This window comes from Pseudomonas entomophila, from assembly GCF_013523165.1.
In the GTDB taxonomy this organism is placed as follows: Bacteria; Pseudomonadota; Gammaproteobacteria; order Pseudomonadales; family Pseudomonadaceae; genus Aquipseudomonas; species Aquipseudomonas entomophila_A.
The window spans coordinates 1-13244 of record NZ_JAAMQI010000019.1 but is presented as its reverse complement, the minus strand read 5'-3'; the positions used below and the strand labels follow the sequence as shown (position 1 = coordinate 13244).

The window sequence follows — 13244 nt, the reverse complement described above, 5'->3', positions numbered from 1 at the left end:
CACCGAGCTTTCGCTTCACGAAAGCTGATCGGAGGACGTATGTCGAACGTGCTGGAGGGAGGGTGCCATTGCGGCGCGTTGCGTTACCGGGTCGAGGGCGATCTGTCGGATGTCGCCCATTGCCATTGCTCGATCTGCCGCAGGGCCAGTGGGGCGCCCGTGGTGACCTGGCTGACCGTGCCGCGCTCGGGCTTTCATTGGCTGCAGGGCACGCCGCGTCGTTACGCGGCACCGTCGAGCTGCGTTCGGTGTTTCTGCGGCGAATGCGGTGCCCAGGTGGCGTTGCTCACGCAGCGTAGCCCGGACACCGTGGATGTCACGGTGGGCACGCTCGACGCGCCAGAGCAGGTCAGGCCGCGAGGGCATATCTGGGTCGACAGCCGGTTATCGTGGCTGCACCTGGACGAGCATCTGCCTGGCGAGCACGGCGAGACGCTCGGCGGTGACGTGGTGGAAGACCATGTGGCCGAGAACCTGGGGCGGATCGAGTAGATCGGGTCGAGGCTGGAAGGGTGAATCAGGGATGACTGTTCCGCGTTTTCCCGATTGTCATGGGCTCTGCAGATCCAGCCCCGACCGGTCGGATGCCCCGGTCGAATCTACCTAACCCCCGTTGTGGGAGCGGGCTTGCTCGCGATGGCGGCAGCAGCCTCACCGCATGGCCTGCAGGTCAGGAACTGGTTTGCCGATGCTGTGGTGGATGCTCAGGCCCTATCGCTGGCAAGCCAGCTCCCACAAGGACCGCAATACTTTGACCCATCGCGATGTGGCTACGGGTGTAGGAGCGGCCCCTGCCGGGGCGCCGGACCGGCCGCGATTGGGCCCGCCAGGGCCCACATTTGCACTTGGCAGAAACCGTGGAATCTCCCACAGGACCCACGCAGCCTGCCGGGGCACATCGGCTGCAGTCGTTTGAGAAATCCCACTGGATCCACCACGTCATTCCGTCAAGGCAGCTCCAGCCCTCCCGCCGCCTTGTGCAGCGCCCGCAGGTGCTCACCGATCTGCTTCACGTTACCTTCCACAGCCACGATGGCGGCGGCCCGCGCCGGCTCGAGCAGGGCGCGAATTTCCGTGTCCAGGTGGGTGCTGAGTCGATTCAACTGCGCCTGACGCTCGCGACTCACCGTCTGCAAGGCGCTCCGCTCGTCCTCTTGAGGCAACCCATAGCCGGTGTTCGGCAGCAGCTCCGCCGGGCGGCTGAGGAAGCCGCTGTTGGCAAGGATCTGCTGCAAGGCGTCGTTGGCCTTGTCGATGGTGCCGTCCTTGAGGGCCTGGGCATTGAGGTAGCGCTGCTTGACCTCATCCTGGGCCAGCAGCAATTGACGGCGCAAGCTGGCCTGTTCCAGCAGCAGCAAGGCCGCGCTGGTGCGCAGGTCCGCTTGCGCGAACCAGGGCCGACGCGCCTCAGGCGCCAGCGCCAACCAGTCTTCGACCGTGGCCTGGGGCACCGGCAATTGCTGCTTGAGCACCTTGAACATGGCCTGGTAACGGTCGCGGTACGAGTCGAACCGATACCCCAGGCGCAGCGCCTCGCGCGGATCATCCAGCACACGAGTATCGGCCAGCCCGCGGCTCTCGAGCACCTCGAGCAGCCCGTTGGGCATGATGCTGTCCAGGTCGTTGAGGCGGGGGTCGCCGGTCCCGCTGCGCAGCAGCTTGAGCGTCTCGACCGCGCAGTTGTTGGAAATGAAGTAGTAGCTGCCGTCGTAGCTCCAGTGCATCTCGGCGGCCTGGCGGATCAGGTTCTCCAGCGCAGGCCGGTCCAGGGCGAGCGGTACCGAGGCCAGGCTGCGCAGCTCGGTCTTGGTGTACTCGTCGATGACCTGGCCCAGGGGCAGCACGAACAGACGCGAGGGGTACGCACCGGTGAGCCCGTCCCAGCTCGACAATTGGACATCGTTGACGAAGGCGCGGTAGGACAGCACCAGGTGCTGGTCCAGGTCGAGACGGCAGTCCGGCCCGCGAGGTCGCCCTGGCGCGCAGATGACCAGGCGCAACATGCTGTGCCCCCAGCGGCTGACCCAGTTCTGGTTGGCCTCGGCGAGCAGATAGTCGACGGCGTAGACCCGTTCCGGGTCGATCTCGCCCAGCGGCTCGCGGGCGAAGTCATTGCCTGCGTTGAGGAAGGGCAAGCCCTTGGGACAGGCCGACTGGACCGGCGTCCAGCCAAAACGCTCGGCAAGGTAGGCATTCATGGCCGGGCGCCGACAGCCGTAGCTCGGGTCGAGCAGGAAGTACTCCATGTTGACCGCGATGAATTCCTTGGAGCTGTCCAGTTCGTAACTGTCCGGGCTGCGTGCCACCTGGCCGTTGTGTCGCTCGCGTTCGCCGCGCCGGCCCACGTACTGGGGCCAGCCTGCGAGGTCGAGCAGGCGCGGGTCGTCGCTCAGGGTGAAACGCCGTTCGGTCTGGCCGCGGCAGTCCTGGGGCAGGCCGACGGCGCCGAGGGTCTCGTGCTGGCGCCGGCACCGGTTGATCACACGGCGCTCGGACGCTGGCCAGAGCCGCGCGCGGTCGTAGACGTGGGTCAGCTCGTGCAGGACCGTGGCCAGCAGCTCCTGGCGCACCGTGCCATGGGTACGGCCCGTGGGTGTCGTGGCCGCACTGCCATCGACCAGGCCAGGCAACAGCCGAGCGTTGAGGGTCAGGACGGCATTGGGCGAGGCCTGGCCGTAGGCATCGTGGCGCATGCCCGAGGCCCAGCTGACCTGGACCGTGCGGTCCAGGCGCTGCTTGAACGACGGCGGCAGTTTTGCCAGGGCCTCGTCGAGCAGCACCTGGGTCGCCTGGCGTTGTGGGGCGTCGAGGTCCTGTGCCTGCAACTGTAATTGCAGGTCAGCCAGGACGGGCGTGCCGAGCAGCGTCAGGGCGCAGCCGAGCAGCCAGGCACGCAGCCGCCTCACAGGGACAGGATGGCTTCGGCCAGGACCTGATCGCTGGCGTCGCGCGCTTCAGGTACACGCTGGCGCAGGGTATTGAACGCGGCTTCGAGCTGCGCCCCCCGGATATCGCCGCGGCTGGCGACGAAACTGGCGGCGTCGTCACGCGCTTCGCGTACGACCTTGGAATCGCGGATCGAGGTGGTGGTGTCCGAGGTGAAGTCGATCGAGCGGCCAAAGGCGCGCACGATGATGTTGCTGGTGGCCACCAGGGTCTGGGCCTGGGCCACGTCGGCCAGCAGCAGGAAGCCGAGAGCGGCGGCGATCAGCGGTTTACGCATGGAGCATCTCCGGAAAGTACAGGGAGTCGAGGAATGGTCATTGGACGAGAATTGCCCGTGCCAGTTCAAGGTCATCGTGGGTCTGCGCAGGCAAGGCGCGGTGCAGATGATCGAGCGCAGCGCGCAAGCGTACGCCTTGTACCTGGCCATCGGTCGCCACGAACACGGCGGCATCGTCGCGCGCCTGGCGCACGAGCTTGCTGTCGAACGGCCCGGTGGTGACCTGGGTCGTCGCATAGCCCGAGATCACCAGGCCCTGGGTCGTGGTGTCGAAGGCCTGTGCCCTGTCGATGCAGGCACAGAGCAGTAGCAAGGGTAGGACCTGACGCATGGAACGCTTCACACGGATCTCGAACGGGAACAGGGCGTCGCGCTGGGGACGCGACGGTACGGCAGGCTTCAATGCGCCAGAATGGCCTGGGCCAGTTGGGCATCGCTTGCCTGCAGCGTCGGCGCTTGCTGACGCAGGTAGGCGAACGCGCTTTCCAGCTTGGCGCCGCGGATCGCACCTTGGCTGCCGACGAAGCTGGCGGCATCGTCGCGAGCGGCTTCGACGATCTTGTTGTCACGCAGCGAAGACGAGGCATCGGAGGTCGCATCGGTCGAGGCAGCGATGCCGCGTACCAGCGAGTCGGTCGTGACGACGAAGCTGGAGGCCTGGGCCATACCGGCCAGGGTCAAGAGCGCAACGCCGCCGAGCAGAGAAAGACGAGGCATGGAACAACTCCTAAAGAGAAAACGGATGATGAAGGTCTAGAGCGGACTGTAGGACAATCGCCGTCATTCCGGTAGCCAAAGTAGAGCAAGACTATCACGGGAGTTGGACCGATAGTCAGGCGTAGTGTCGGCAACTGTACCAGACAAAAATCAGTTTTAAGAAACTGTTATGGTCCCTTGTTCCCACCGTTTTCTTGCAGACCAAAAAAAACCCGTCGTGGTGTCCACGACGGGTTTCTTGAAAGGCGCTGATCGAGTCAGCGACCTGCTTAGCGCCAGAACGGCTTGCTCAGCTCTTGCTGGCGCTGGGCTTCGCTGATACCGGCATCGGCCAGCAGGCGGGCGTCCAGTCGAGCCAATTGACGGCGGCTGGAAACGCGACGCTGCCACAGCAGCAGGTTGGAGGCGACGCGCAGGGGCAGCGACGCTTTGGATTCTTGAGTGTTGGTTTCGAAAACCAGGCCGGAACTGAGGGTACGTTCCATGATGAGTCATCCTTCCGCTTGTGGCGGCATCGAGTAAGTGATTTCAACTGATGCCAATGATCCTCCTCTGCCGTCCACTACAGTAGATACAGTTCAGCAGTATTGCAGTGCCTCAGTTAACTGTTGAAAGCGACTGTTGCACTGATAATTCGCACAACTGTACTGGTCCGCACCATAACAGTGCTTTTTTGGCAGAAAAGGTCTGGAAGGGGACGGAAAACCACAGAATCAGCATAACAGTAGAACAGTTCTTGCCAGAACAGTGAGGGCGACCGTGAACTGTGTAGAAACAAGGTGACCTGATCCTGGTAAAGCCTGACCCTCTCGTCGTCGCATGACGGCTGGTCAGGCTTCGATACCCCTCACACGGCCAGCATTCGTCCTGTGATTTCCAGGTTGTCGTGCCAGGCCAGCGCTTCGCGCAGCAGGTGAGGTGTATGCCCACCGCGTGCACAGGCGCGCTCGAAGTAGTCGTTCAGCGCCGCACGGTAGTCGGGGTGCACACAGTTGTCGATGATCGCCCGCGCCCGCTCCCGAGGCGCCAGCCCACGCAGATCGGCCAGGCCCTGTTCGGTGACCAGGATGTCGACATCGTGCTCGGTGTGGTCCACGTGGCTGACCATTGGCACCACGCTGGAAATCGCGCCGCCTTTGGCGATCGACTTGGTGACGAAGATCGCCAGGTGGGCGTTGCGGGCGAAGTCGCCCGAGCCGCCGATGCCGTTCATCATCCGCGTGCCGCAGACGTGGGTGGAGTTGACGTTGCCGTACAGGTCGAACTCCAGCGCCGTGTTGATACCGATGATGCCAAGCCGACGCACCACCTCCGGGTGGTTGGAGATTTCCTGCGGGCGCAGCACCAGCTTGTCCTTGTAGCGCTCGAGGTTGCCGAAGACATCGGCGTTGCGTCGTTCGGACAGGGTGATCGAGCTGCCCGAGGCGAAGCTCAGCTTGCCGGCATCGATCAGGTCGAAGGTGGAGTCCTGCAACACTTCGGAGTACATGGTCAGGTCTTCGAACGGCGACTCGATCAGGCCACACATCACCGCATTGGCGATGCTGCCGATGCCGGCCTGCAGCGGGCCGAGGCGATTGGTCATGCGACCGCCCTGCACTTCACGCTTGAAGAAGTCGATCAGGTGATCGGCGATGGCCTGGGTGTCGCTGTCCGGGGGCAGGACCGTCGACGGCGAGTCGGGCTGTTCGCTGATGACGATGCCGGCGATCTTGGCCGGATCGATGGCGATCGCGGTGCTGCCGATGCGGTCGTCGACTTTCACCAGCGGGATCGGCGTGCGGGTCGGCCGGTAGGTCGGGATATAGATGTCGTGCAAGCCTTCGAGGTTGGCGTTGTGCGACAGGTTGATCTCGACGATGACCTGCTTGGCGAAGATGGCGAAGCTGGCCGAGTTGCCCACCGAGGTGGTCGGCACGATGTGCCCGTGCTCGGTGATCGCCACGGCTTCGATGACTGCGATGTCCGGCAGGGTGAGCTGCTGGTTGCGCAGTTGCTCCACCGTCTCGGACAGATGCTGGTCGATGAACATCACCTGGCCGTTGTTGATGGCCCTGCGCAGCGTGCTGTCCACCTGGAACGGCATGCGCCGGGCCAGGACACCGGCCTCGGTCAGCTGCTTGTCCAGGTCGTTGCCCAGGCTGGCGCCGGTCATCAGGCTGATCTTCAACGGCGACTGACGCGCCCGTTCGGCCAGGGCGCGCGGCACGGCCTTGGCTTCGCCAGCGCGGGTGAAGCCGCTCATGCCGACGGTCATGCCGTTCTGGATCAGGCTGGCGGCGTCGGCCGCGCTCATGACTTTGTCATGCAGGGAGGGCAAGCGGATACGATCACGGTACATGGTGGTTATCTCGGGCTGCTCAAGCTAGATGCGCAGTCTAGTGATTTCGCCCTGCCCCGTCCCGCGACCAAGGTCGAATGCCGCACCCCGTGCGCCCCCGCATGCCTGGACAAGTCCGGGCACACGGCGGTGCAGCGAGCGCGGCGTTCGCCTGGGTTCACTCCACGGCCTTGACCATGTCCTCCAGCACCTTCTTGGCGTCGCCGAACACCATCATGGTCTTGTCCAGGTAGAACAGTTCGTTGTCCAGGCCGGCATAGCCGCTGGCCATCGAGCGCTTGTTGACGATGATGGTCTTGGCCTTGTACGCCTCGAGGATCGGCATGCCGGCGATCGGCGACTTGGGATCGTTCTTCGCCGCCGGGTTGACCACGTCGTTGGCCCCCAGCACCAGGACCACGTCGGCCTGGCCGAACTCGGCGTTGATGTCCTCCATCTCGAACACCTGGTCGTAAGGCACTTCGGCCTCGGCCAGCAGGACGTTCATGTGCCCCGGCATGCGCCCGGCCACCGGGTGGATCGCGTACTTGACCGTGACCCCCTGGTGGGTCAGCTTTTCGGTCAGCTCCTTCAAGGCATGCTGGGCCCGCGCCACGGCCAGGCCGTAACCGGGCACGATGATGACGCTGTCGGCATTGCTGAGCAGGAAGGTGGCGTCGTCGGCCGAGCCGGAGCGGGTCGGGCGCTGTTCCTGGGCGCCGGTCGCCCCTCCACTCTCGACGTCGCCGCCAAAGCCCCCGAGGATGACGTTGAAGAACGAGCGGTTCATGGCCTTGCACATGATGTAGGACAGGATCGCCCCGCTGGAGCCCACCAGCGAGCCGGCGATGATCAGCATGGAGTTGTTCAGCGAGAAGCCGATCCCTGCCGCGGCCCAGCCCGAGTAGCTGTTGAGCATCGACACCACGACCGGCATGTCGGCGCCGCCGATCGGGATGATGATCAGCACACCCATCACGAACGCCAGGACCAGCATCAGCGTGAACGCGCTGTAATGACCGGTGAAGGTGAACAGCAGGCCCAGGGCCACGGTGATCAGGCCCAGGATCAGGTTGAGTTTGTGCTGGCCGACGAACTGCACCGGCGCACCCTGGAACAGGCGGAAACGGTATTTGCCCGAGAGCTTGCCGAAGGCGATCACCGAGCCGGAGAAGGTGATGGCGCCAATGGCCGCCCCCAGGAACAGTTCGAGGCGGTTGCCGGTGGGGATCGGGTCCGCGATGCCTGCGACGATCCCCAGCGACTGGGGTTCGAGCACTGCGGCGATGGCGATGAACACTGCCGCCAGGCCGATCATGCTGTGCATGAAGGCGACCAGTTCGGGCATCTTGGTCATTTCCACGCGTTTGGCCATGATCGAGCCAGCCGTGCCGCCCACCAGCAGGCCCAGGACCACGTAGCCGATGCCTACCGAACTCATCTGTGCGCCGAGCTTGTAGACCAGCCCGACCGTGGTGAGGATGGCCAGGGCCATGCCGACCATGCCGAACAGGTTGCCGCGCCGCGACGTGGTCGGGTGCGACAGGCCCTTGAGCGCCTGGATGAAGCAGATCGAGGCGACCAGGTAGAGCAGTGTGACCAGGTTCATGCTCATGGTTGCTTGCGCTCCTCGGTCTTGGCTTTCTTCTTGAACATCTCCAGCATGCGGCGCGTCACCAGGAAGCCGCCGAACACGTTGACCGCGGCCAGGGCCACGGCCAGCGTGCCCATCACCTTGCCGGCCGGCGTCACCGTGAGGGCCGCCGCCAGCATGGCGCCGACGATCACGATGGCCGAGATGGCGTTGGTCACGGCCATCAAGGGGGTGTGCAGGGCGGGCGTGACGTTCCACACCACGTGGTAGCCCACGTAGATCGCCAGCACGAAGATGATCAGGTTGTACAACCCGTCTGAAATCAGCATGTCTTGCATGGTTCTGGCTCCTCAGGCGGCCGCACGGCTGACGTGGCCGTCGCGGCACATCAGGCAGGCGGCGACGATGTCGTCTTCAAGGTCGATCGAAAGCGTGGCGTCCGCGGTGCACACCAGCTTGAGGAAATCCAGCAGGTTGCGGGCGTACAAGGCCGACGCATCGGCCGCGAGCTGGGCAGGCAGGTTGGTCGGCCCGACGATGATCACGCCCTGCTCGACCACCACCTGGTCAGCCACGGTCAGTGGGCAGTTGCCGCCTTGGGCCGCAGCCAGGTCGACGATCACCGAGCCTGGCTTCATCTGCGCGACCGTCTCGGCGCTGAGCAGCGTCGGTGCCTTGCGGCCAGGGATCAGCGCCGTGGTGATGACGATGTCGGCCTGCTTGGCGCGCTCGTGCACGGCCAGGGCCTGACGCTGCATCCAGCTGGCGGGCATGGGCCGCGCGTACCCACCGACACCCTCGGCGCAGGCGCGCTCTTCGTCGGTCTCGTAAGGGACGTCGATGAATTTGGCGCCCAGCGATTCGATCTGCTCCTTGACCGCCGGACGCACGTCCGAGGCCTCGATCACCGCCCCCAGGCGCTTGGCCGTGGCGATCGCCTGCAACCCGGCCACACCCGCCCCCAGGATCAGCACGCGCGCCGCTTTCACGGTGCCCGCTGCCGTCATCAGCATGGGCATGAAGCGTGCGTAGTGCGAGGCGGCCAGCAGGACGGCCTTGTAGCCGGCGATGTTGGCCTGGGAGGACAGCACATCGAGGCTTTGCGCACGGGAGGTCCTGGGCGCGGCCTCCAGGGCGAAAGCGGTGATGCCATGGGCGGCGAATTGGGCGATCCGCGCGGCGTCGAACGGGTTGAGCATCCCGACCAGCACGGCACCGGGCTTGATCTGCTGCAACTCCTGAGCGTCCGGGGCGGCCACCTTGAGGATCAGCTCGGCGCCCAGGGCGTCGGCAGCGCTGCCCAATGTGGCCCCAGCAGCTTCATAGGCGCCGTCCGGCACGCTGGCCCTGAGGCCGGCACCACGCTGGACAGTGATCCGATGGCCCTGAGCGACCAGCTTCTTGATGGTTTCCGGCGTGGCGGCAACCCGCGCTTCGCCTGCTTGCGTCTCCAACGGAACACCAATGTGCACGTCCTCTCTCCTGCGCTGAGCCTTTGTAGTTGTGTATCGCAGTCACGACTTGGCCGCCCGGACAGGCCGGGCGTTACGCAGAGTAAAAGAAAAAAACGCAAGTACGAGGGCCGGTGCGCGATTGCAAACGTGGGCGTCGCAAATGACCGAAAGCACTAGGGAAACGGGGACTTTATGCAGTTGTATGACGAGTGATGACGTATCTCAAAAGCGAATCGAGGCCTTTCCAAGAGTGTTTAAAATTGTTTACTGGTGCTTTTCGTGCGCGGCATAGCGTTGTGCCTGCTCGATCAGCCAGGCCTGAAACGCGCGCAGGGACGCCGACTCGGTCTTGCGCTCGGGCACGACCAGGTAATACGCCTTGCTACTGGTCAGGGCATGCGGGTTGGCGATCACCAACCGGCCCTCCTCGAGCTCGCGCTGGATCAGGAAAGGCGGGATCAGCGCGATCCCCATGGCATGCATGGCCGCCTGGGCCAGCATCGAGAATAGCTCATAGCGCGGCCCTGTCATGTCCAGTGCCACGCTCACCTGCTGGCTGTCGAACCACTGTCGCCAGGCATAGGGGCGCGTGGTCTGCTGCAGCAGCGGCAGCTCGCCGATCTGGCGTGCGCCAAGCGTGTGATGACCCTCGAGCAGCGACGGGCAGCACACCGGGACCGGGCTCTCGCCCATCAACCGATCGACCTGGGTACCGGGCCATTCACCTTCGCCGAAATAGATGGCAGCGTCGAACGTCGTGTCGGCGAACAGAAAAGGCCGTGTGCGGTTGGTCAGGTTGACGGTCACCTCGGGGAACCGTTGCTGGAAGTCCTTCAGCCGGGGGAGCAGCCATTGCGTGCCGAAGGTCGGCACCACGGCCAGTTCGATGACATTGGCCCCCTGCTGGCGCATGACCGACAGGGTGTCTCGTTCCACCGCATCCAGCTGCGTGGCGATCCGGCGGCTATAGGACAGGCCTGCCTCGGTCAGCCGCACACCACGGTGGGTGCGGTAGAACAGTTCGACGTTGAGGAAGGCTTCCAGGCCGCCGATCTGGCGGCACACGGCGCCTTGGGTCAGGGCCAGCTCTTCGGCGGCGCGGGTGAAGCTCTGGTGGCGCGCAGCCGCTTCGAAGCAGATCAAGGCGGTGGTGCTCGGAATCTTGCGTCGCATACGAAAATCTCACTTCGCAGGCCTGGAAGCCTCGTCTGACCGTCTATATGGAGTGAGGTCATTGCACAGCTGCGTGCGCAATCCTCGTTTGCCCTTGGAGCAGGCCATGCCTAGGCTGAACACAGATTCCCTTGAATGACCGCGAGGTAGGTGTTCATGACGACGAAGGCGCAGTTCCATTGGAGCGACCCGCTGTTGCTCGACCAGCAACTCACTGAAGAAGAGCGCATGGTGCGCGACAGCGCGGAGGCCTTCGCCCAGGACAAGCTGGCGCCGCGCGTGCTCGAGGCCTTCCGGCATGAACGCACCGACCCTGCGATCTTCCGTGAAATGGGCGAGGTCGGGCTGCTGGGTGCGACCATTCCCGAGCAATATGGCGGCAGCGGCCTGAACTATGTCTGCTATGGCTTGATCGCCCGTGAGGTGGAGCGGATCGACTCGGGTTATCGCTCGATGATGAGCGTGCAGTCGTCGCTGGTCATGGTGCCTATCCATGCGTTCGGCAGTGAATCGCAGAAACAGCGCTATCTGCCGAAGCTGGCCAGTGGCGAGTGGATCGGTTGTTTCGGGCTGACCGAACCTGATCATGGGTCCGATCCGGCCGGCATGCTGACACGTGCCAAGCGGGTCCCGGGCGGCTATCGGCTGTCGGGCAGCAAGATGTGGATCACCAACAGCCCGATCGCCGACGTGTTCGTGGTCTGGGCCAAGGACGATGAGGGCGACATTCGTGGGTTCGTGCTCGAGAAAGGCTGGGAAGGGCTCAGCGCGCCGGCCATTCATGGCAAGGTCGGGTTGCGCGCCTCGATCACCGGCGAGATCGTCATGGACAACGTCTTCGTGCCTGAAGACAACCTCTTCCCCGAGGTGCGTGGCTTGAAGGGGCCTTTTACCTGCCTCAACTCGGCGCGCTATGGCATCTCGTGGGGGGCGCTGGGCGCGGCCGAGGCCTGCTGGCACACGGCGCGCCAATACACCCTCGACCGGAAGCAGTTCGGGCGACCCCTGGCCGCCAACCAGCTGGTGCAGAAGAAGCTGGCGGACATGCAGACCGAGATCACCCTGGGCCTGCAGGGTTGCCTGCGCCTGGGGCGGATGAAGGACGAAGGCAGCGCGGCCGTGGAGATCACGTCCCTGCTCAAGCGCAATTCCTGTGGCAAGGCCCTGGAGATCGCACGCCTGGCCCGCGACATGCTCGGCGGCAATGGGATCTCCGATGAGTTCGGCGTGGCACGCCATCTGGTCAACCTCGAGGTCGTCAACACCTACGAAGGGACCCATGACGTCCATGCGCTCATTCTGGGCCGGGCACAGACCGGTATCCAGGCGTTCTATTAATAGAGAGAAAGGGGCGAGCCATGGGAGCGCTGTCGCATCTGCGTGTGCTGGACCTGTCGCGTGTGCTGGCCGGGCCGTGGTCGGGGCAGATCCTGGCCGACCTGGGGGCCGAGGTCATCAAGGTCGAGCGGCCGGGCAGCGGCGACGACACTCGGGCCTGGGGGCCACCCTTCCTGAAGGATGGCAACGGCCACGATACCAGCGAGGCGGCCTATTACCTGGCGGCCAACCGTAACAAGCAGTCGGTCACCATCGATTTCACTCAGCCTGAAGGTCAGCGCCTGGTCCGGGAGCTGGCAGCGGTCTCGGATGTCGTCATCGAGAACTTCAAGGTGGGTGGGCTGGCGGCCTATGGCCTGGATTACGACAGCCTCTCGGCGCTCAATCCGCGGCTGGTGTATTGCTCGATCACGGGATTCGGCCAGACAGGGCCCTACGCCGGGCGCGCCGGCTATGACTTCATGGTCCAGGGGCTGGGTGGGCTGATGAGCCTGACCGGCAAGCCGGAACCCGAAGCCGGCGCCGGGCCGGTCAAGGTGGGTGTGGCGTTGACCGATATCCTCACGGGGCTCTATGCCAGCGTGGCGATCCTGGCGGCCCTTGCCCATCGCGACCGGGCAGGCGTCGGTCAGCGCATCGACATGGCCCTGCTGGACGTGCAGGTCGCCTGCCTGGCCAACCAGGCGATGAACTACCTGACCACGGGGGTGGCGCCCAAGCGGCTGGGCAATGCACACCCGAACATCGTGCCTTACCAGGACTTTCCCACGGCCGATGGCGACATCATCCTTACGGTGGGCAACGATGCGCAGTTCCAGCGCTTCGCCGAAGTGGCCGGGCAGCCGCAATGGGCGCAGGATCCACGCTTTGCCAGCAACCGAGCGCGCGTGACGCATCGGGCCGAGCTCGTCCCGCTGATTCGACAGGCCACCGTGTTCAAGACGACGGCGCAGTGGGTCAGCGCGTTGGAGGCGGTCGGTGTGCCTTGCGGGCCGGTCAACGATGTCGCGCAAACGTTCCAGGATCCCCAGGTGATCGCCCGTGGCCTGGCGTTCGAGCTGCCCCATCCACTGGCGGGTCGTGTGCCCCAGGTGGCCAGCCCATTGCGCTTGTCGGGGACGCCCGTGGAGTACCGTCATGCGCCGCCTTTATTAGGGGAGCATACGGTAAGCCTATTGAAGGACGTGCTGGGGATGGATGAGGCGCAGATCGCCGCGTTGCGTGAAGCCCGGGTGATCTGAGCGGTTTCAGGCCGTGTGTAAGTATTTGAACTTTATTTGAAACAAAGGGTTGACGGACTTTCAGATCCCCTTATAATGCGCACCACTTCCAACGCAGACGGAACGATAAACGCCTTGTTAATCAACAGGTTGCGTGAATCAGGACGAAGCGGGAAGTGCTCCGGTCTCGACCGGAAGCGGTGAA

The 13244-nt window shown here is 64.4% G+C and carries 13 protein-coding genes; 3 read left to right on the top strand and 10 right to left on the bottom strand.

The genetic code is table 11. The features are described from left to right. Window positions 1-39: 39 nt before the first annotated feature. Window positions 40-492 (top strand): GFA family protein, encoded by a 453-nt coding sequence (locus tag G7Z99_RS15030; protein ID WP_181095113.1) that lies wholly within the window; start codon window positions 40-42, stop codon window positions 490-492. A 455-nt stretch (window positions 493-947) separates the two neighbouring features. Here the strand turns inward: G7Z99_RS15030 and G7Z99_RS15025 are convergent, their stop codons facing one another. The 10 genes from G7Z99_RS15025 to G7Z99_RS14980 all read right to left on the bottom strand — a co-directional run bounded on the left by G7Z99_RS15025 (window position 948) and on the right by G7Z99_RS14980 (window position 10481). Next, a complete protein-coding gene (locus G7Z99_RS15025; RefSeq protein ID WP_181095111.1) occupies window positions 948-2906 on the bottom strand; it encodes a DUF7844 domain-containing protein in 1959 nt (652 codons plus the stop codon). Next, complete coding sequence (locus G7Z99_RS15020) at window positions 2903-3223, bottom strand: DUF2388 domain-containing protein (RefSeq protein ID WP_181095109.1); 321 nt, start codon at window positions 3221-3223, stop codon at window positions 2903-2905. Before G7Z99_RS15020 ends, G7Z99_RS15025 begins: the two co-directional genes overlap by 4 nt. 37 nt (window positions 3224-3260) lie before the next feature. After that, window positions 3261-3554 (bottom strand): DUF2388 domain-containing protein, encoded by a 294-nt coding sequence (locus G7Z99_RS15015; protein ID WP_181095107.1) that lies wholly within the window; start codon window positions 3552-3554, stop codon window positions 3261-3263. A gap of 68 nt (window positions 3555-3622) precedes the next feature. Next, window positions 3623-3940 carry a DUF2388 domain-containing protein gene (locus G7Z99_RS15010; RefSeq protein WP_181095105.1) on the bottom strand — a complete coding sequence of 106 codons (318 nt, stop codon included), beginning with the start codon at window positions 3938-3940 and terminating at the stop codon, window positions 3623-3625. Between the two features lie 269 nt (window positions 3941-4209). Next, window positions 4210-4425, bottom strand: a complete 216-nt coding sequence (locus G7Z99_RS15005) for a DUF1127 domain-containing protein (RefSeq protein WP_060395443.1) — start codon at window positions 4423-4425, stop codon at window positions 4210-4212. A 362-nt stretch (window positions 4426-4787) separates the two neighbouring features. After that, entirely contained in the window at window positions 4788-6281 is a 1494-nt protein-coding gene (locus G7Z99_RS15000; protein WP_181095103.1) for an acetyl-CoA hydrolase/transferase family protein, read from the bottom strand. Window positions 6282-6438: 157 nt separating this feature from the next. Beyond that, window positions 6439-7875, bottom strand: coding sequence for an NAD(P)(+) transhydrogenase (Re/Si-specific) subunit beta (locus tag G7Z99_RS14995; RefSeq protein ID WP_181095101.1), 1437 nt, complete (start codon window positions 7873-7875; stop codon window positions 6439-6441). After that, window positions 7872-8192, bottom strand: coding sequence for an NAD(P) transhydrogenase subunit alpha (locus G7Z99_RS14990; protein ID WP_060395440.1), 321 nt, complete (start codon window positions 8190-8192; stop codon window positions 7872-7874). The genes G7Z99_RS14995 and G7Z99_RS14990 overlap by 4 nt, the downstream gene beginning before the upstream one ends. A gap of 12 nt (window positions 8193-8204) precedes the next feature. Continuing rightward, window positions 8205-9326, bottom strand: coding sequence for a Re/Si-specific NAD(P)(+) transhydrogenase subunit alpha (locus G7Z99_RS14985; RefSeq protein ID WP_181095099.1), 1122 nt, complete (start codon window positions 9324-9326; stop codon window positions 8205-8207). Between the two features lie 246 nt (window positions 9327-9572). Beyond that, the gene (locus G7Z99_RS14980) at window positions 9573-10481 is read right to left on the bottom strand and encodes a LysR family transcriptional regulator (protein WP_181095097.1); all 909 of its coding nucleotides are present in this window, start codon (window positions 10479-10481) and stop codon (window positions 9573-9575) included. 156 nt (window positions 10482-10637) lie between these two features. On the opposite strand from G7Z99_RS14980, the gene G7Z99_RS14975 reads away from it, so the two are divergent. Together G7Z99_RS14975 and G7Z99_RS14970 are read left to right on the top strand one after the other, a co-directional pair. After that, the gene (locus tag G7Z99_RS14975) at window positions 10638-11819 is read left to right on the top strand and encodes an acyl-CoA dehydrogenase (RefSeq protein ID WP_181095095.1); all 1182 of its coding nucleotides are present in this window, start codon (window positions 10638-10640) and stop codon (window positions 11817-11819) included. A 20-nt stretch (window positions 11820-11839) separates the two neighbouring features. Then, on the top strand, window positions 11840-13060 hold the full coding sequence (locus tag G7Z99_RS14970) for a CaiB/BaiF CoA transferase family protein (RefSeq protein ID WP_181095093.1): 1221 nt from the start codon (window positions 11840-11842) through the stop codon (window positions 13058-13060). Window positions 13061-13244: the final 184 nt, after the last annotated feature.